Raw genomic sequence first — 17,681 nt, forward strand, 5'->3', positions numbered from 1 at the left:
CGCAAATAACCCTTACGCCCCTGCCAGGGCCCGTCCCAGCCCGCCCCGGCCCCTCCCGCCGGTTCGCCGACTGCGGGCCGCCGGTTTGTGGGCAGTCGTTCCGCAGGGCGGAACGGGTGGGCACAAACCGGCCCACCGGGCCGCACACAAACCGCCCACCCCATCACCGGGCAACCGCACCGCACCCGGAAACGCAATGGTCAAGGGCGGCGCCGACTCAGCTCGTCGTACACGCTGAGAACGTGGGCGACGGTGTCGTCCTCAGACGGCCAGGTGTCCGCCTGAGCCAACCCCGCCTCCACCAACTCCGCACACCGCAACGGATCCTCCAACAACCGCGCCACCGCCCCGGCAAGGGCCCCCGCATCCCCGTACGGCACCAGCTCAGCCGCGTCGCCCACCAGCTCCGGCACGCCCCCGACCGCCGTGGCAACCAGCGGAACGCCGGCGTGCAGAGCCTCCTGCGCCAGGAGGGACCGGGCCTCCCAGCGGCTCGGCAGGATCGCCACGTCCGCCGCCGCCAGCAGCTCCGGCACATCGTCGCGGCGCCCCACCAGCAGGACCGGCAGTTGTTCGTCCTCGATCCGGCGCTGCAGCGCCGCCCGCTCGCTGCCCTCACCCGCCATGATCAGCAGGGGCTCGGGGTCCAGCTCCCGCCAGATGCGGGCCGCATCGAGCAGCGGGCCGTGGCCCTGGCCGGGCTCGAGCCGGCCCACGGTGACGAGCAACGGCCTGGCCATGGCGCCGAGTTCGGCACGGGCCTTGAGCCGCACGCATTCGTCCTCGTCGGGCCGCACACAGGGCGCCGGCAGCGCCACCGGTGCCAGCCGGGCATCCCGGGCACCACGCCGCCGTGCCCGGTCGACAAGGTCGGAGGAGGCTCCGAGCAGTACGGCGGCCGCCCGCGCGGTCTGCCGCTCCATCAGCCGTACGAGGTGGGAGCGGGCGCCCTCGGCCCGTACGCGCGCGTGCCAGGTGACCACCAGCGGGGTGGCCCGGCCCCGCAGCGCCAGCGCGGCCAGGGCTCCGGAACGCAGGCCATGGGCGTGCACCACGTCGGCGCCGGCGCTCGCGGCCCGGATCTCGGCGACGGTCAGGGCGTTGGCTCCCGCGCACAGCGGCATGAAGGCGGCCCCGGACCCCGTGAACTCGTACCGCTCCCCCGTCCCCCACGGCCCGCACACCGTCACCCGCAGCCCTCGCGCCACCAGCCCGTCCGCCAGCGAACGCACATGGGCCCCGCTCCCCGCGCTCCCGCTGCCCAGAATCTGAACAGCGTGCAGGGGCGGCCGCCCGTGCGAGGGGCCGGGTGTGCTGCTCACGCGGGGGAAGCTCCTGAGTCGACGTCGGGCGGGGCGTACGGCGAGGTGCTGAGCCCAGGATGCCAGCCTCCGCCGACATCACGGCACCACCGTTCCGAGGTCGGCCCGTCCCACCTCGCTAACAGATCTCCGGATTCACCCACTTTGGGGATGTGACGGTTCGGGTGCGGCCCGGTGGGTGGGTTTGTGCCCACCCGTTCCGCCCAGCGGAACGATTGCCCACAAACCGGGGCGGCGGCCCACTCTGCCCAGCACCGCTGGGGCGCCACCGGCCCGCAGCCGGCGAACCGGCGGGAGGGGCCGGGGCGGGCTGGGACGGGCCCTGGCAGGGGCGTAAGGGTTATTTGCGGCGTCGTTCCGGGCAACCGTTACGCAGGAGGGGGGCCGTAAATAATCCAGCCCCAGAAGGGCCCGGCCCAGACCGCCCCGGCCCCGCCCCACAACGAATCCGCACCCGCACCACACAAGCCCGCACCGCACTCACAGCGTCAGGCCCCACCCCGCGCAGCCTCCAGCAGTTCCTCCGCATGCGCCCGCGCCAGCTCCGAGTCCTCCTGCCCCGCCAGCATCCGCGACAGCTCGCGCACCCGCGCCTCGCCCTCCATCGCCCGCACCCCGCTCCGCGTCACCGCGCCGTCGTGCGTCTTCTCCACCACCAGGTGCCGGTCCGCGAACGCCGCCACCTGCGGCAGGTGCGTCACCACGACGACCTGCGCCGTCTGCGCGAGCCGCGCCAGCCGCCGCCCGACCTCGACGGCCGCCTTGCCGCCGACACCGGCGTCGACCTCGTCGAAGAGATACGTCGGCACGGGCGCGGACCCGGCGAAGACGACCTCCACGGCCAGCATGACCCGCGAGAGCTCACCGCCCGAGGCGCCCTTGGCCACGGGCCGCGGCTGGGCCCCGGGGTGCGGTGCCAGCAGCAGCTCGACGTCGTCCGCGCCGTGCGGACCGTACGCGACGGCGCGCCCGCCCACCTCGATGCCGGCGTCGGCGTCGCCGGCTTCGTTCTGCCGGATCGCGAAGGAGACCCGCGCGTGCGGCATGGCGAGCGACGCCAGCTCGGCCGTCACCGCGTCAGCGAAACGCTTCGCCGCCTCGGTCCGCGCATCGGTCAGCGCCTGTGCCAGCTCCCCGAGTTCGGCGCGCAGCGCGTCCCGCTCGGCCGTCAGCTCGGCGATGCGCTCGTCGTCGCCGTCCAGCTCGCCCAGCCGCGCGGCACCGCTCTCGGCCCAGGCGAGGACCTCGCCGATGTCCGCGCCGTACTTGCGCGTCAGCTGGCCGAGGGCCGCCCGCCGCTCCTCGACGGCGGCGAGCCGGCGCGGGTCGGCGTCCAGGTCGGAGGCGTACCCGGCCAGTTCCCCGGCCACGTCGGCCAGCAGGATCCCGATCTCGCCGATCCGGTCGGCGAGGGCGGCCAGGGCGGGGTCGTGAGCGCGTACGGACTCGAGCGCCCGGTGCGCCCCCGCGACGAGCGTGGCGGCGTCGATGCCCTCGGGGTCCTCGGGGTTGCCGGCGAGTGCGGCGTGCGCGGCGGTGGCGGAGGAGGCGAGTGCCTCGGCGTGCCCGAGCCGGGAGGCCTCGGCGGCGAGTTCGACGTCCTCGCCGGCCACGGGTTCGACGGCGGCGACCTCGTCGAGCCCGAAGCGCAGCAGATCCGCTTCCTGGGCGCGCTCGCGGGCGCGTGTGGTCAGCTCGTCCAGGGTGGCGGCGACGGCGCGCAGCCGGCGGTAGGCGCCGGCGTACTCGGCCAGCGGCACGGACACCGCGTCGCCCGCGTACCGGTCGAGGGCCTGCCGCTGGCGTGCGGGCCGCAGCAGCCCCTGCTGGTCGGTCTGGCCGTGCACGGCCACGAGGTCGTCCGCGAGCTCGCCGAGCAGCCCCACGGGCACGCTGCGCCCGCCCACGTGGGCGCGCGAGCGCCCCTCCGCGGACAGGGTGCGGCTGATGAGCAGGGTGCCCTCGTCGAGTTCGGCGCCCGCCTCCTCGGCCCGTACGGCCACGGCCGAGCGGCCGTCGACGGCGAGCCGTCCCTCGACCACGGCGGCCTTGGCCCCCACCCGTACGAGGGCGGGGTCGGCACGCCCGCCGAGCAGCAGCCCGAGGCTGGTGACGACCATGGTCTTGCCGGCGCCGGTCTCGCCGGTCACCGCCGTGAAACCGGGCGACAGCTCGACCACCGCGTCATCAATGACGCCCAAGGACCGGATCCGCATCTCCTCCAACACGGATACGACCATACGAGGTTCCGGGGCCCGCTCGCGACGGCCTCCCCCATCGATCGCCCGGGGGAGAGCCCCACCACCGTTCCGGGTGATGGCTCCATGTTCCCGGGAACCCTTGCGGCGTCAGGCTTGAATCATGATCACCAAGATCTCCGCCGCCCTCCTCACCTCGGCCGTCGTCCTCACCACCGCGCCCACGGCGACCGCCCGCCCCACCGCCTCCCTCGACGGCGTGTGGCAGATGGACGGCTACGGCACGGTCGTCTCCCTCGAGAACGGGGGCCGGCTCCTGCGCGAGTACCAGACGACGTCCCTGGGCTGCCTGCCCGGCGACGTCACCGAGCTCGGGAAGACCACCGCCACGGTCACCCCCGACGGCCGGGGCCGGGCCCGGCTCGGGTACGCGGGCGCCGTCGGCCACCGCACCCTGCGGCGCGTCGCCGCCCTGCCCGCCGCCTGCCTCGACCCCCACCCCGCGACGGGCCCCCGGGCCGTCTTCGACACCTTCTGGCAGACATACGCGGAGAACTACCCCTTCTTCGCCATGAAGGGCGTCGACTGGCAGTCCGTCCGCGACCGCTACCGGCCGCGGGTCACGGACCGGACCACGGACGACGAGCTGTTCGCGATCCTGACGAAGATGGTGGAGCCGCTGCACGACGGCCATACGTACGTGGCGCGGGGCGACTGCGGCGCGAAGCCGGACAACTGCTTCGGCGGCCATCGCGAGGACACGCCGTTCCCCACGGAGGAGCTGGTCAAGAAGATCGACGCGTCGGTCACCGGACAGGTCGGCGCCGGCCGGCTCCAGGAGTGGGGCAAGGGCAAGATCTCCTTCGCCGAGCTCCCGGACGGGATCGGCTACCTCCGCCTGACCGGCTTCGTGAACTACACCGACGCCAGGACCTACGAGGCGGACAGCGCCGAGCTGGACCGCGCACTGGACGCCGTCCTCACGCCCCAGCGGGTGCGGGCCATGCGCGGGCTGGTCCTCGACCTGCGCCTCAACGGCGGCGGCTCGGACCGGCTGGGCCTGCGCGTGGCCGAACGGCTGACGGACCGCCCGTACACGGCCTACCTCAAGCAGGCGCGCAACGATCCGAAGGACCCGCGGAAGTTCACGCCGGCCGAGCCGGTACGGGTGCTGCCGCACCGGGACGGCCCGGTCTACACCGGTCCGCTGGCGGTCCTCACCGGGCGGCTGACGATCAGCGCGGGGGAAACGACGACGCAGGCCCTCATGGGGCGGCCTTCGCGGCCGACGCGCATCGGGGCGAACACGAACGGGTCGTTCTCGGACGTCCTGGAACGGCGGCTGCCGAACGGCTGGATGTTCGGGCTGCCGAACGAGGTGTTTGTCGAGGCGGGGACGGGGCGGTCGTACGACGGGGAGGGGATCGCACCGGATGTCCGTACCCCGGTCTTCACCGAGGAGGAGCTGACGTCGGGCCGCGACTCGGCACTGGCGGAAGCGCGCAAGCGGCTGGCGGGGCGGCGCTAGGGGGTTGCCCGGCACCGGGGGCACCGCGTTGGGTGCGGCCCGGTGGTCCGGTTGTGCCCACCCTCCCCCATAGCCTGAACGGCATGGGGGGACCCCCATCGCCCAGCGGGACGATTGCCCACAACCGGGTGCGGCCCACAAACGGCGTGAGGGGGCGGGGTGGGGTGGACGGGCCCTGGTAGGGGCGTAAAGAGCTCTTCGCCGCTACAGCTCATGCCGGGCAACCTCAGCGTGATGGCAGGCACCGCGAAGAGCTCAGCCCCGGAAGGGCCCGTCCACCCCACTCCGCCCCCGACCCGGACCCGGACCCGGACCCGGACCCGCACCGACGGCCTAGTGCGGCGCCCCCCGCCACCCCGCCACCGGCAGCGCGAACTTCGCCACCAGCCGGTCCGTGAACGACGCATGGTGCAACCTCGCCAACCGCACCGGAACGGCACCACGCCGTACCTCGACACGAGCACCGGCGGGCAGCTCCACACTCCGCCGCCCGTCGCACCACAGCACCCCGTTCGGCGTCTGCGGCTGCACCTCCACCGCCAGCACCGAGTCCGGGGCGGTCACCAGCGGCTTGGCGAACAGCGCGTGCGCGCTGATGGGGACCATCAGCAGCGCCTCGACCTCGGGCCAGACCACGGGCCCGCCGGCCGAGAAGGCATAAGCCGTCGACCCGGTGGGCGTAGCGCACACGACGCCGTCCCCGCCGAACCGCGAGACGGGCCGCCCGTCGACCTCGGTCACCACCTCGAGCAGCCGCTCGCGCGCCGCCTTCTCCACGGACGCCTCGTTCAGCGCCCAGTCGGTGTGCACGATGTGCCCGTCGTTGCGGACGAGCACATCGAGGGTCATCCGCTCCTCGACCTCGTAGGCGCGCGTCACCACGCGGTCGACGACCTTGTCGAGGTCGTCGCGCTCGGCCTCGGCGAGGAAGCCGACCCGGCCGAGGTTGACGCCGAGCATCGGCACCCCGGACTGGCGCGCGAACTCCGCGCCGCGCAGCAGCGTGCCGTCACCGCCGAGGACGATCAGCAGCTCGCAGCCCTCGAGGACGTCCGGTTTGCCGGGCCCGGCCTCGACCCGCTCCGTCGAGGCCGGCAGCGGCAGGTCGGCGGCCTCCTCGGCCAGGACCCGCACGCCGATGCCGCAGCGCAGCAGCCCCTGGACGACCAGTTCGGCGCTGCGGATGGCCGCCGGGCGGCCGGTGTGGGCGAGCAGGAAGACGGTGCGTCCAGCCGGTGCTGCCGGTACTGCTGATGGTGCTTCTGAAGTGGTCAACGGGGCCCCTCCGCCACTGCACGGTCAACATCCGCCGGGTCCAGTTCAGGCGCACCGGCGCGCAGCCACAGAAAGTACTCGACGTTGCCGGAGGGTCCGGGCAGCGGGCTCGCGGTAACCCCGAGTACGCCCAGTCCCAGCTCGGCGGCGCGCGCGGCCACGGCCCGCACGGCCTCGGCGCGCAGCTCGGCGCTGCGTACGACGCCGCCGGTGCCGAGCCGTTCCTTGCCGACCTCGAACTGCGGCTTGACCATGAGCACCAGGTCCGCGTCGGGCGCGGAACAGGCGACCAGGGCAGGCAGGACGAGCCCGAGCGGGATGAAGGAGAGGTCGCCGACGACGAGATCGACGGGCTGCCCGTCGATCTGCTCGAGCGTCAGTTCACGGACGTTGGTGCGGTCCTTGACGGTGACCCGTTCGTCGCTCTGCAGCGACCAGGCGAGCTGTCCGTAGCCGACGTCGACGGCGACGACGTGGGCGGCGCCGGCGCGCAGCAGGACGTCGGTGAAGCCGCCCGTCGAGGCGCCGGCGTCGAGGGCGCGGCGGCCCTCGACCTTCAGGCCGAGGGGCGTGAAGGCGGCGAGCGCGCCGGCGAGCTTGTGTCCGCCGCGGGAGACGTAGTCGGGGTCGCTGTCGTCCTGGGTGACGACGAGGGCGGCGCTGGTCTCGACCTGGGTGGCGGCCTTGGTCGCGGTCGTTCCGCCGACGGTCACGCGGCCTGCGGCGATCAGCTGGCTCGCGTGCTCGCGCGAGCGGGCCAGCTTGCGGCGCACCAGCTCCGCGTCGAGTCGGCGGCGGGTCACTGCCACGTGCGGTTCAGCTCCTGTTGTCGTACGGACGCGTCACGGACGCGTGGGGCCGGCGGGCCCCGGGCGCTGGTCGAGCGCGCCGAGCGCGTCCCGCAGCCCCTGGTGTACATCCTCGTACACCTCGAGGTGACCGCTCGCCTCGAGGTGGTCGGCGTCGGCCAGCCGGGCCAGCCGGGCGTCGACGCCGGCGTTGCCGGTGGGGGTGCGCTCGACGCCCAGGGGCCGGGGCGGCTGGGGCTGCTGCGGCTCGGTCATGGTTCCGACGCTACCCCGTGCCGGGCGCTTCTCCGGTGTTCCGGGCTCCGCGGTGTACCGTCCATTGCGATGGCGACCATCGAGGAGTGCCGTGCGGCACTCGAGCGGCTGGCGGAGAATCTCGCGGGCGCGGGCGGCGAGCTCCGTGCCGTCGCCGCGCCCGACCGCTCGCTGAGCTGCCACGTCACCGATCTCGACGTCACCTTTGTGGGGCACCTCAGGGAGGGCCGCATCAGGGAGGTGCGCACCCTGCCGGGGGCGCCGGAGGCGCGGGCCGAGATCGGGCTGGAGATGACGGGGGACGACCTGGTGGCCCTGGTCGACGGCAAGCTGGACTTCGCGCGTGCCTGGGCCGGTGGCCGGGTCAGGCTGAAGGCGGGCCTGCGGGACGTGCTGCGCCTGCGGTCGATCCTGTAGCGGAGGCCGCAGCCGCGGCCGCGGCCTCCGTGCGCGGCCGTCGCGCCGCCGGCACGACGAGGGGGGTGCCGGTCTGGGGGTCGTCGATGACCTGGCAGCGCAGTCCGAAGACCTCTTCGACGAGCTCGGCGGTGACGATGTCGCCGGGGGCGCCCTGGGCGACGACCCGGCCGTCGCGCAGGGCGACGAGGTGGGTGGCGTAGCGGGCGGCGTGGTTGAGGTCGTGCAGGACGGCGACGAGGGTGCGTCCCTGTTCCTCGTGCAGTTCGGCACACAGGTCGAGGACCTCGATCTGGTGCTGGATGTCGAGGTAGGTGGTGGGCTCGTCGAGGAGGAGCAGCGGGGTGCGCTGGGCGAGGGCCATGGCGATCCATACGCGCTGGCGCTGGCCGCCGGAGAGTTCGTCGACGTACCGGTCGGCGAGGGCGGCGACGCCGGTGGCGGCCATCGATTCCTCGACGATGCGTTCGTCCTCGGGGGACCACTGGCGCAGCAGGCCCTGGTGGGGGTAGCGGCCGCGGGCGACGAGGTCGGCGACGGTGATGCCGTCGGGGGCGACGGAGGTCTGGGGCAGCAGTCCGAGGGTGCGGGCGACCTTCTTGGCGGGGTAGGAGCCGATGGCCGCGCCGTCGAGGAGGACGGAGCCGGCGGCGGGCTTGAGCATGCGGGACAGGGCGCGCAGCAGGGTGGATTTGCCGCAGGCGTTGGGGCCGACGATGACGGTGAAGGAGTTGTCGGGGACGGCGACGGTGAGGTTCTCGGCGATGACGCGGCCGTCGTAGGCGAGGGTGACGGATTCGGCCGTCAGTCGGCTCATGGGGGTGTTCCTGTCCTTGTGCGTGCTCATATCCGTCCTGCCTTACGCTCGGTGAACAGCAGCCACAGCAGGTAGCAGCCGCCGAGCATGCCGGTGAGCGCTCCGACGGGCAGCCGGTCGGCGCCGAAGAGGTGCTGGGAGGCCCAGTCGGCGGTGACGAGCAGGGTGGCGCCGGTGCAGGCGGCGGCGGTGAGGTTGGGGCCCGGGGAGCGGGTGAGGCGGCGGGCGAGCTGGGGGGCGGCGAGTGCGATGAAGGCGATGGGCCCGGCGGCGGCCGTGGCGGCGGCGGTCAGCAGGACGGCGGCGGCCATGGTGATCAGCCGGGTCCGTTCGACGGGCACGCCGAGCGCGTACGCCGAGTCGTCGCCCATCTCCAGCATCCGCAGGGCGCGGCCGTGGCCGAGGACGAGGGGGACGAGCACGGCGCAGGCGGCCAGCAGGGGCCGGACCTGGTCCCAGTCGCGGCCGTTGAGGGAGCCGACCATCCATGTGGTGGCGCGGGCGGCGTCGGTGAGGTTGGCCTTGGTGAGCAGGTAGCCGATGACGGCGACGAGGATCGCGGCCATGGCGATGCCGACGAGCACGAACCGGTATCCGTGCACGCCCTTCTTCCACGCCAGCGCGTAGATCAGGGCTCCGGAGAGGATGCCGCCGACGACGGAGCCGCCGGCCACGGCGGTGGTGCCGCCCTGGAAGAGGACGATGACCAGCAGCGCTCCGACGGTGGAGCCCTGGCCGAGGCCGATCACGTCGGGGCTGCCGAGGGGGTTGCGGGAGACGGACTGGAAGACCGCGCCTGCCAGCCCGAGGGCGGTGCCGACGAGCAGGGCGACCAGGACGCGCGGCAGCCGCAGGTCGTGGACGATGAACTCCTGGGCCCCGGTCCCTCCGCCGGTGAGGGTGCGGATGACGTCGGCGAACGACATGGGGTAGTCGCCGGTGCCGATGAGGGCGACGGACGCGGCGAGTGCCGCGGCCATGAGGAGCACCACGACGAGCGCGGCCCTCGGGTCGAGGCGGACGGAGAGCCCGCCGCGGGTGCGCAGGGCTTGTGCGGCCTTCACAGTTGAGCCATCCTCCGGCGCCGTACGAGGTGGATGAACAGGGGTCCGCCGATGAGGGCGGTGACGATGCCGACCTGCAGTTCGGAGGGGCGGACGGCGACGCGCCCGGCGATGTCGGAGCCGAGCAGCAGCACGGGCGAGAGGATCGTGGCGTAGGGCAGGACCCAGCGCATGTCGGGGCCGGTGAAGGTGCGTACGACGTGCGGCACCATCAGTCCGAGGAAGACGATGGGCCCGCAGGCGGCGGTCGCGGCTCCGCACAGCAGGGTGACGGAGGCCAGTGCGAGGACGCGGGTGGTGGTCAGCCGGGTGCCGAGCGCGCGGGCCTGGTCGTCGCCGAGCGCCATGGCGTTCAGCGGCCGTGCCAGCGCCAGGGCCGCCACGATGCCGACCGCGATGAAGGGCGCGACCTGACCGAGGACGGCGGAGTCGGCGGACGCCAGCGAGCCGACGGTCCAGAAGCGCATCCGGTCCAGGGCGGCGGTGTCCATCAGCTGGACGGAGAAGACGTAGCCGTTGAGGGCGGCGGTCACGGCGGTGCCGGCGAGGGCGAGGCGCACGGGGGTGGCGCCCCGGCTGCCGCCCAGCGCGTAGACGACCACGGAGACGGCGGCGGCGCCGAGGAAGGCGAACCACACGTATCCCGTGAGCGAGGTGACGCCGAGAAAGCTGATGCCGGAGACGACGGCGGCCGCGGCGCCCGCGTTGATGCCGAACAGGCCGGGGTCGGCGAGCGGGTTGCGGGTGAGGGCCTGCATCACGGTGCCGGCGAGTCCGAGGGCCGCGCCGACGAGCAGGCCGAGGAGGGTGCGGGGGACGCGTACGTCCCGTACGACCACGTCCGTCTCGTTGCCGGTGTAGTGGAACAGGCCGTGCCAGACCTGGTCGACGGGAATCTGCTTGGCGCCGATGGCGATGGACGCGACGACGACCAGGAGGAGCGCGCCCGTGGCGGCGAGCAACCCTGCGGCGTGCAGGGCGCCTCGGCGGCGGGGTGCGGCCTCCGGGGCGGTGACGCCGGGGGGAGGGGGACTGTCGACCAACACCTGGTTAGGTTAGCCTACCCTCACATTCACCCCCTCCATCGAGAGAAGCACCACCCATGAGCACCCCCCGCACCATAGCTCCCTCCCGCCGCGGCTTCCTGGCCGCCGGCGGCGCCCTGGGCCTCGGCGCCCTCCTCACCGCCTGCGGGGGCGGCTCATCCGACGCCTCGTCCGGCTCCGACGGATCCGGCGACAAGGGCGGCGCCTGGACGTTCAAGGACGACCGCGGCCAGACCGTCAAGGCCGGCAAGACCCCCAAGCGGATCGTCGCGTTCACCGGCACCGCGGCCGCCCTGCACGACTTCGGCGTCGAGTGCGTCGGCGTCTTCGGCCCCACCAAGCTGGGCGACGGCAAGCCCGACCCGCAGGCCGGCGACCTCGACATCGCCAAGCTGACGATCCTCGGCAACGCCTGGGGCGAGTTCAACATCGAGAAGTACGCGGGCCTCGACCCCGACCTGCTCGTCAGCAACATGTTCGAGCCCGAGGCCCTCTGGTACGTGCCCGAGGAGAGCAAGAAGAAGATCCTCGGCCTCGCCCCCAGCGTCGGCCTGACCTCCGCCCGCGTCTCCATGCTGGAGCCCATCAAGCGCTACGCCGCGCTGGCCGAGTCCCTCGGCGCCGACCTCGAGGCCAAGAAGGTCCTCGACGCCAAGGCCCGCTTCGAGAAGGCCGCCGAGACCCTGCGCAAGGCCGCCAAGTCCCACCGCATCAAGGTCATGGCCGCCTCCGGCAGCGCCGACCTGTTCTACGTCTCCAACCCCGGCATCAACGCCGACCTGATGTACTTCCGCGAGCTCGGCGTCGACTTCGTCGTCCCCGAAAAGCTCGACAAGGGCGGCTACTTCGAGAGCCTGAGCTGGGAGAACGCCGACAAGTACCAGGCCGACCTGATCATCCTGGACAGCCGCACCTCCGCCCTGCAGCCCAAGGACCTGGCCTCCAAGCCCACCTGGGAGCAGCTCCCCGCCGTCAAGGCCGGCCAGGTCTCTCCCTGGCTCAGCGAGCCCCGCTTCTCCTACGCGGGCTGCGCGCCGCTCCTCGAGAACCTGGCCGCGGCCATCGAGAAGGCCAAGAAGACGTCCTGACCCGGGGCCCCGACCGACCGAAACCGAAAGGACCGCCTCCCGCGATGACCGACGCCCCGCCCCCGCCCTACCGCTGGTTCGACCTGCACGTCGTACGGACCGAGCGCGTCAGCCCCTCCCTCGTCCGCGTCACCTTCGGCGGCGACCGCCTCGGCGACATGGTCGTCGGCGGCCGCGACCAGCGCTTCAAGCTGTTCCTGCCCCAGCCGGGCCAGGACGCCCCGGTGCTCCCGGACGACCTGGGCATGGGCTGGTACGCGGAATGGCGGACCCAGGACCCTGCGGTACGGGCCGTCATGCGCTCGTACACCGTGCGCGAACTGCGCTACGCACCGGACGAGCTGGACGTCGACTTCGTCCAGCACGGCCAGGACGGGGACGGGCCCGGCCACAGCGGCCCGGCCTCGCACTGGTCGCGCACGGCCCGTCCCGGCGACCGGGTCGCCATTCTCGGCCCGGTCGCCGAGGAGAACGGCGGCGTCGACTTCCAGCCGCCCGCCGGCACGGACTGGGTGCTCGTCACCGCCGACGAGTCGGCACTGCCCGCGGCCGCCGGCATCCTCGCCTGGCTGCCCGCGGGCACCCCGGCCAAGGTGTGGATCGAGGTCGCGCACCCCGACGACGTCCAGGACCTGCCGACGGCCGCCGACGCGGACATCACCTGGCTGATCCGGGGCAACACCGGCCGCCCCACCCTCGACGCGATCCGCGCGGCCGAACTGCCCGAGGGCACCCCCTACGCCTGGACAGCCGGCGAATCGGGCACCGTCCGCGCCCTCCGCCGCCACCTGGTGAACGACCGCGGCTTCGACCGCCGAACGATCACCTTCACCGGCTACTGGCGCCAGGGCGCGACGGAGGAGGACCTGCTGGCGGAGCTGGGCTGAAACGCTTTCACCTCAAGCGCCGGACGAGCTACCAGCCCGTCCGGCGCTTGAGGACCGGGGGTCCGGGGGTGGAGCCCCCGGTTACGGGCAAGCACACCAGCCCGTCCGGCGCTTGAGGACCGGGGTCCGGGGGCAGAGCCCCCGGTTACGGACAAGCACACCAGCCCGTCCGGCGCTTGAGGACCGGGGTCCGGGGCGGAGCCCCGGTTACGGGAAGGGGCGGGGTGGGGGAAAGAAAACCCCTACCATCCCAACCGCGCCAACGCCTTCCCGGCATCCAGCTCACACGAACCGGCCCCCGCCACCGTCCACCCGGCCGCACACAACGCCCGCAACGCGTCAACCCGCTCCCCGTCCCCCTCCAGGGCAAACGCACCACCGTCCACCGACACCGTCCACCCCCCGCACCGGAACCCCCCGTCACCGGCCCCACCGGAAACCACCGGATGCGGCACAAGCATCCCCCGCAGATCCTCCGCCACATACGTCGCCCGATGCTCCGGCCGCGCCGCGATCAGCTGCGCGGCCGTCGTCACACCGGTCAGCACCAGCAGCGAGTCCACACCCCCGGCGTGCGCCCCCTCGATGTCCGTGTCGAGCCTGTCACCGACGACCAGCGGCCGCTCGGCCCCGGTCCGCAGAATCGTCTCGCGGTGCATCGGCGGCAGCGGCTTCCCCGCCACCTGCGGCTCCGCGCCCGTGGCTATCCGCACCACCTGCACCGCCGACCCGTTGCCGGGCGCGATGCCCCGCGCACTCGGAATGGTCAGGTCCGTGTTCGAGGCGAACCACGGCAGCCCGCGCGCCACCGCGTACGACGCCTCCATCAGCCGCGACCACGGCATGTCGGGACCGCCGTACCCCTGCACGACCGCGGCCGGATCGTCGTCCAGCCACTCCACCGGCACCAGCCCGCGCTCCCGCAGCGCGACCCGCAGACCCTCCGCGCCGATCACCAACACCCGTGAGCCGGACGGCAGCTGATCGGAGATCAGCCGGGAGACGGCCTGCGCCGAAGTGATCACGTCGGCCGACTCGGCCGGAACCCCCAGCTCGGTCAGGTGCGCGGCGACGGTCTCCGGCGTCCGGGCGGCGTTGTTCGTGACGTACGCCAGGTGCATCCCGCCGTCCCGGGCCGTCCCCAGGGACTCCACGGCGTGCGCGATCGCCTCGCCGCCCGCGTACACCACTCCGTCGAGGTCCAGCAGCGCCGTGTCATAGGCCTCGCTCAGCCGCCGCTCGCTGCCGTCGGGCCGGGTCCGGACGGTCTGATTCATGCTGTGCTCGCTCCTTGTGCTGTACGTCTCTTCCACGATCATTGCTCATCCGGCCTCGAGACATAACATTTCACAATGAGCACTCCAGGCCACGGCAACGGCGCCAACGGCAGCCCCCCAGAGCAGGGACTGCGCCTCGCTCCCTTCCGAGGGCTGCGCTACGACCCCGAACGGGTCGGCAGCCTCGCGTCGGTCACCTCGCCACCGTACGACGTCGTCGTGCGGCCCGACGGCCTGCGTCACCTGGAGACCGCCGATCCCCACAACATCGTCCGGCTCATCCTCCCCCAGGCCGCCACCCCCGCCGACCGGCACCGCCAGGCCGCCGAGACGCTGCGCCGCTGGCAGCAGGAGCGCGTCCTGGCCGCGGACCCCGTACCCGCGCTCTACGTCTACGAGCAGCGCGGCGACGGCATCCTGCAGCGCGGCCTCATCGGCGCCCTGCGCCTCACCCCCCGCGAGGAAGGCGTCGTCCTCCCCCACGAGGACGTCATGCCGCACATCATCGAGGACCGCGCGGCCCTGATGCGCGACACGGGCGCCAACCTCGAGCCCCTGCTCTTCTCCTACCGGGGCGGCGACGACGAGGAGGGGGCGGCAGGCGTCATCGAGCGCGTCATCCGCACCGAGCCCCTGCTGTCCACCGCGACCGACGACGGCTACGCCCACCGCCTGTGGTCGATCACCGACCCCGAGGACCTCGACCGCATCGACCGCGACCTCGGCCACCGGCACGCCCTGATCGCCGACGGCCACCACCGCTGGGCCACCTACCTGCGCCTGCGCGCCGAGCAGCCGGCCCCCGGCCCCTGGGACTTCGGCCTGGTCCTGCTCGTGGACACGGCCCGCTACCCGCTGCGTGTACGGGCCATCCACCGCCTGCTGCACAAGCTGCCGGTGGCGGACGCGCTGGCCGCGCTGGGCGGCGCCTTCCGCGTCCGGACGATCGAGAAGACGCTCCCCTACGCGCTCGAGGCGCTGGAGGAGGCCGCGTCCCGGCCCGGCAACGCCTTCCTGCTCGCCGGTGACGGGCGCTTCCACCTCCTGGACCGGCCGGATCCGCAGCTGCTGGCCCGTACGGTCCCCACCGACCGTCCGCAGGCCTGGCGCGAGCTGGACGCGACGGTGCTGCACTCGGTCCTCCTGGAGCACATCTGGCAGGTCCCGGACGACCCGGAGCACATCGGGTACATCCACGAGACGGCGGCCGCCGTGAAGCAGGCCGAGCGGCACGGCGGCACGGCGGTGCTGATGCACCCCGTCCACGAGGACGTCGTACGGGAACTGGCCGAGCAGGGCGTCACGATGCCCCGCAAGTCGACGTCGTTCGGCCCCAAGCCGGCGACGGGGCTGGTGCTGCGGAGCCTGGCGCTGAACTGAGAGCCGGACCGAAAAACGTCGAGGGCGGGACTCCGGAAGGAGTCCCGCCCTCGACGTCTGGATCAGACCTCGATCAGATCTTGATCACTCCGCGGCGGTGCCGTCGGCGTCCTTGCGCTCGACGTCCTCGGCCTCCGGGGCCGGGGCCGGGGCCGGGGTGGACTCGGCCGCGGTCGGCTCGGCCGGCTCGGCGGCCTCCGCCGGGGCGTCCTCGGCCTCGTCCATGGCGTCCACGAACTCCACGCCGTCCAGCTCGGCGAGCCGGTCGGAGGCGTTGGTGGTACCGCCCTGGTCGGCCTCGAGGGCCTTGGCGAACCACTCGCGGGCCTCGGCCTCACGGCCGACGTCCAGGAGTGCGTCGGCGTAGGCGTAGCGCAGGCGCGCGGTCCACGGCTGGACGGAGTTCGACGCCAGCTCGGGGCTCTGCAGCGTGACGACGGCGGCGTCCGCCTGGCCCATGTCCTTGCGGGCACCGGCGGCGACCAGGCGCATCTCGACCTGACCCGCCTTGTCGAGCTTCTGCACCTCGGGCTCACCGGCCATGGCCAGCGCACGCTCCGGGCGGCCCATGCCGCGCTCGCAGTCGGCCATGACGGGCCACAGCTCGACCGAACCGGTCATCCGGCGAGCGGCACGGAACTCGGCGAGCGCCTCGGAGTACTTGCCGGTCGCGTACGCGGCGAAGCCGGCGGCCTCGCGCACGGCGGCGACGCGGGAGGCGAGCCGCAGGGCGACGCGGGAGTACTCGTAGGCCTGCTCGGGCTCCTCGTCCAGCAGCCTGGCCACCATGACCAGGTTGCGGGCGACGTCCTCGGCGAGCGTCTTCGGCAGGCTCATCAGCTCCTGGCGGACGTCCTTGTCGATCTCCTCACCGGTGACCTCCTCGGGGATCGGCAGCCGCTTCACCGGCTCCCGGTCACCGCGGTCACGGTCCCGGTCGTCACGGCGCCCGTAACCGCCGGAACGGTCGTCGCGGCCGCCACGGTAGCCACCGCCGCCCTGGCGGTCGTCGCGGAACGAACGACGGGGACCACGGTCGCCGCCACGGTCGTCGCGACCGCCACGGAAGCCACCACGGTCGTCACGGCGGCCGTAGCCACCGCGGTCGTCGTCGCGGCGGGGAGCACGGTCGTCGCGGCGGAAACCACCGGGACGCTCGTCACGGCGCTCGTCGCGACCGCCGCGGAAACCACCGCGGTCGTCATCACGGCGAGGGCCACGGTCATCGCGGCGGTCGTCACGACGGTCGTCGCGACGGAAGCCGCCGGCGCGGTCGTCACGGCGCTCGTCGCGGCGGAAGCCACCGCGGTCGTCACCGCGACGGGGGGCGCGGTCGTCACGGGGGAAGGAGGGACGGTCGCCACGGTCGTCGCGACGGCCGTAGCCACCGCGGTCGTCGTCGCGGCGGGGAGCACGGTCGTCGCGGCGGAAACCACCGGGACGCTCGTCACGGCGCTCGTCACGGCCGCCGCGGAAACCACCGCGGTCGTCATCACGGCGAGGACCGCGGTCATCGCGACGGTCGTCACGGCGGAAGCCGCCGGCACGGTCGTCACGGCGGCCGTAACCGCCACGGTCGTCATCGCGACGGCCGAAGCCGCCACCGGCCGGACGCTGGCCGCGGTCGTCGCGACGGAAGCCGCCGGCGCGGTCGTCACGGCGCTCGTCACGGCGGAAGCCGCCACGGTCCTCGCGACGCTCGTCGCGGCCGCCGCGGAAGCCGCCACGGTCGTCGTCACGGCGGGGGCCGCGGTCATCGCGGCGGTCGTCACGGCGGAAGGAGGGACGGTCGCCACGGTCGTCGCGACGGCCGAAGCCACCGCCGGCCGGACGGCCGCCGCGGTCGTCGCGACCGCCGCGGAAACCACCGCGGTCGTCGTCACGGCGGAACGAGGGGCGCTCGTCGCGACGCTCGTCGCGGCGGAAACCGCCACGGTCGTCGTCGCGGCGCGGACCACGGTCGTCACGACGGAAACCACCGGCGCGGTCGTCACGACCGCCACGGAAGCCGCCGCCGCGCGGGCCGCGCGGGCCTCCGTGACGCGACTCGCCGCCCGAGCGACCGTCGGGAGAGTTGGTGGACATCGAGGTGACTCCTGTCTTCGGGTACCGCAGTCATTCTCGCGCACCCTGATGGCAGGCGCGCTTCGGCAAAAAACAAGCAGAAATACAAAAAGGACCCTTGGTCCCAGCGTGAACGCTGGGACCAAGGGTCCTTGAAAGATTGTTCGGCGGCGTCCTACTCTCCCACAGGGTCCCCCCTGCAGTACCATCGGCGCTGAAAGGCTTAGCTTCCGGGTTCGGAATGTAACCGGGCG

The 17,681-nt window shown here is 73.5% G+C and carries 16 protein-coding genes and 1 rRNA gene; 5 read left to right on the forward strand and 12 right to left on the reverse strand.

What is annotated here, in order from left to right; all coding sequences use genetic code 11:
- Nucleotides 1–200 precede the first annotated feature (200 nt).
- Nucleotides 201–1,322, reverse strand: a complete 1,122-nt coding sequence (locus ACIG36_RS23675) for a glycosyltransferase family 4 protein (protein WP_399931146.1) — start codon at nt 1,320–1,322, stop codon at nt 201–203.
- Nucleotides 1,323–1,810: 488 nt separating this feature from the next.
- Complete coding sequence (recN, locus tag ACIG36_RS23680; protein WP_399931149.1) at nt 1,811–3,562, reverse strand: DNA repair protein RecN; 1,752 nt, start codon at nt 3,560–3,562, stop codon at nt 1,811–1,813.
- A 121-nt stretch (nt 3,563–3,683) separates the two neighbouring features.
- On the opposite strand from recN, the gene ACIG36_RS23685 reads away from it, so the two are divergent.
- Nucleotides 3,684–5,048 (forward strand): S41 family peptidase, encoded by a 1,365-nt coding sequence (locus tag ACIG36_RS23685; protein ID WP_399931152.1) that lies wholly within the window; start codon nt 3,684–3,686, stop codon nt 5,046–5,048.
- A 333-nt stretch (nt 5,049–5,381) separates the two neighbouring features.
- On the opposite strand, the gene ACIG36_RS23690 is transcribed toward ACIG36_RS23685, so the two are convergent.
- The 3 genes from ACIG36_RS23690 to ACIG36_RS23700 are packed head-to-tail and all read right to left on the reverse strand — an operon-like array spanning nt 5,382 to nt 7,387.
- Nucleotides 5,382–6,323 carry an NAD kinase gene (locus ACIG36_RS23690; RefSeq protein ID WP_399931155.1) on the reverse strand — a complete coding sequence of 314 codons (942 nt, stop codon included), beginning with the start codon at nt 6,321–6,323 and terminating at the stop codon, nt 5,382–5,384.
- Nucleotides 6,320–7,126 (reverse strand): TlyA family RNA methyltransferase, encoded by an 807-nt coding sequence (locus ACIG36_RS23695; RefSeq protein WP_399931249.1) that lies wholly within the window; start codon nt 7,124–7,126, stop codon nt 6,320–6,322. Before ACIG36_RS23695 ends, ACIG36_RS23690 begins: the two co-directional genes overlap by 4 nt.
- A 39-nt stretch (nt 7,127–7,165) precedes the next feature.
- Entirely contained in the window at nt 7,166–7,387 is a 222-nt protein-coding gene (locus ACIG36_RS23700) for a hypothetical protein (protein ID WP_399931157.1), read from the reverse strand.
- Between the two features lie 69 nt (nt 7,388–7,456).
- Here ACIG36_RS23700 and ACIG36_RS23705 point away from each other — a divergent pair, with 69 nt between their 5' ends.
- Nucleotides 7,457–7,804 carry a sterol-binding protein gene (locus ACIG36_RS23705; RefSeq protein WP_399931159.1) on the forward strand — a complete coding sequence of 116 codons (348 nt, stop codon included), beginning with the start codon at nt 7,457–7,459 and terminating at the stop codon, nt 7,802–7,804.
- Here the strand turns inward: ACIG36_RS23705 and ACIG36_RS23710 are convergent.
- Genes ACIG36_RS23710 through ACIG36_RS23720 form a run of 3 tightly spaced genes read right to left on the reverse strand, consistent with a single transcriptional unit; the run spans nt 7,752 to nt 10,731 of the window.
- Nucleotides 7,752–8,621: an ABC transporter ATP-binding protein gene (locus tag ACIG36_RS23710; protein WP_399931161.1), complete on the reverse strand. Its 870-nt coding sequence runs from the start codon at nt 8,619–8,621 to the stop codon at nt 7,752–7,754. The two genes, ACIG36_RS23705 and ACIG36_RS23710, sit on opposite strands and share 53 nt — an antisense overlap.
- A 26-nt stretch (nt 8,622–8,647) precedes the next feature.
- Nucleotides 8,648–9,685 carry a FecCD family ABC transporter permease gene (locus ACIG36_RS23715; RefSeq protein ID WP_399931164.1) on the reverse strand — a complete coding sequence of 346 codons (1,038 nt, stop codon included), beginning with the start codon at nt 9,683–9,685 and terminating at the stop codon, nt 8,648–8,650.
- Nucleotides 9,682–10,731: a FecCD family ABC transporter permease gene (locus tag ACIG36_RS23720; protein WP_399931167.1), complete on the reverse strand. Its 1,050-nt coding sequence runs from the start codon at nt 10,729–10,731 to the stop codon at nt 9,682–9,684. The genes ACIG36_RS23715 and ACIG36_RS23720 overlap by 4 nt, the downstream gene beginning before the upstream one ends.
- A 56-nt stretch (nt 10,732–10,787) precedes the next feature.
- Between ACIG36_RS23720 and ACIG36_RS23725 the strand changes: the two genes are divergently transcribed.
- Together ACIG36_RS23725 and ACIG36_RS23730 are read left to right on the forward strand one after the other, a co-directional pair.
- The gene (locus ACIG36_RS23725; protein ID WP_399931170.1) at nt 10,788–11,819 is read left to right on the forward strand and encodes an ABC transporter substrate-binding protein; all 1,032 of its coding nucleotides are present in this window, start codon (nt 10,788–10,790) and stop codon (nt 11,817–11,819) included.
- Nucleotides 11,820–11,863: 44 nt separating this feature from the next.
- Nucleotides 11,864–12,706, forward strand: a complete 843-nt coding sequence (locus ACIG36_RS23730; RefSeq protein ID WP_399931173.1) for a siderophore-interacting protein — start codon at nt 11,864–11,866, stop codon at nt 12,704–12,706.
- A gap of 242 nt (nt 12,707–12,948) precedes the next feature.
- Here the strand turns inward: ACIG36_RS23730 and ACIG36_RS23735 are convergent, their stop codons facing one another.
- Nucleotides 12,949–13,983, reverse strand: coding sequence for an HAD-IIA family hydrolase (locus ACIG36_RS23735; protein WP_399931176.1), 1,035 nt, complete (start codon nt 13,981–13,983; stop codon nt 12,949–12,951).
- Between the two features lie 75 nt (nt 13,984–14,058).
- Between ACIG36_RS23735 and ACIG36_RS23740 the strand changes: the two genes are divergently transcribed.
- Complete coding sequence (locus tag ACIG36_RS23740) at nt 14,059–15,363, forward strand: DUF1015 family protein (protein ID WP_399931178.1); 1,305 nt, start codon at nt 14,059–14,061, stop codon at nt 15,361–15,363.
- Nucleotides 15,364–15,447: 84 nt separating this feature from the next.
- Here the strand turns inward: ACIG36_RS23740 and ACIG36_RS23745 are convergent, their stop codons facing one another.
- The 3 genes from ACIG36_RS23745 to rrf form a co-directional block, all read right to left on the reverse strand.
- Complete coding sequence (locus tag ACIG36_RS23745; RefSeq protein WP_399931181.1) at nt 15,448–16,269, reverse strand: hypothetical protein; 822 nt, start codon at nt 16,267–16,269, stop codon at nt 15,448–15,450.
- Nucleotides 16,266–17,357 (reverse strand): hypothetical protein, encoded by a 1,092-nt coding sequence (locus tag ACIG36_RS23750; RefSeq protein WP_399931183.1) that lies wholly within the window; start codon nt 17,355–17,357, stop codon nt 16,266–16,268. The genes ACIG36_RS23745 and ACIG36_RS23750 overlap by 4 nt, the downstream gene beginning before the upstream one ends.
- A 232-nt stretch (nt 17,358–17,589) precedes the next feature.
- A 5S ribosomal RNA gene (gene rrf / locus ACIG36_RS23755) occupies nt 17,590–17,681 on the reverse strand; the annotation flags it as partial.

It is taken from the genome of Streptomyces sp. NPDC053048, from assembly GCF_044547045.1.
Taxonomy (GTDB): Bacteria; Actinomycetota; Actinomycetes; order Streptomycetales; family Streptomycetaceae; genus Streptomyces.

Bases quoted from the DNA above. Each gene is read 5' to 3' on its own strand.
- ACIG36_RS23685 (WP_399931152.1), top strand. From the start codon at position 3,684: ATGATCACCAAGATCTCCGCCGCCCTCCTCACCTCGGCCGTCGTCCTC.
- ACIG36_RS23730 (WP_399931173.1), top strand. From the start codon at position 11,864: ATGACCGACGCCCCGCCCCCGCCCTACCGCTGGTTCGACCTGCACGTC.
- ACIG36_RS23725 (WP_399931170.1), top strand. From the start codon at position 10,788: ATGAGCACCCCCCGCACCATAGCTCCCTCCCGCCGCGGCTTCCTGGCC.
- ACIG36_RS23710 (WP_399931161.1), bottom strand. From the start codon at position 8,621: ATGAGCCGACTGACGGCCGAATCCGTCACCCTCGCCTACGACGGCCGC.
- recN (WP_399931149.1), bottom strand. From the start codon at position 3,562: ATGGTCGTATCCGTGTTGGAGGAGATGCGGATCCGGTCCTTGGGCGTC.
- ACIG36_RS23735 (WP_399931176.1), bottom strand. From the start codon at position 13,983: ATGAATCAGACCGTCCGGACCCGGCCCGACGGCAGCGAGCGGCGGCTG.
- ACIG36_RS23700 (WP_399931157.1), bottom strand. From the start codon at position 7,387: ATGACCGAGCCGCAGCAGCCCCAGCCGCCCCGGCCCCTGGGCGTCGAG.
- ACIG36_RS23705 (WP_399931159.1), top strand. From the start codon at position 7,457: ATGGCGACCATCGAGGAGTGCCGTGCGGCACTCGAGCGGCTGGCGGAG.
- ACIG36_RS23740 (WP_399931178.1), top strand. From the start codon at position 14,059: ATGAGCACTCCAGGCCACGGCAACGGCGCCAACGGCAGCCCCCCAGAG.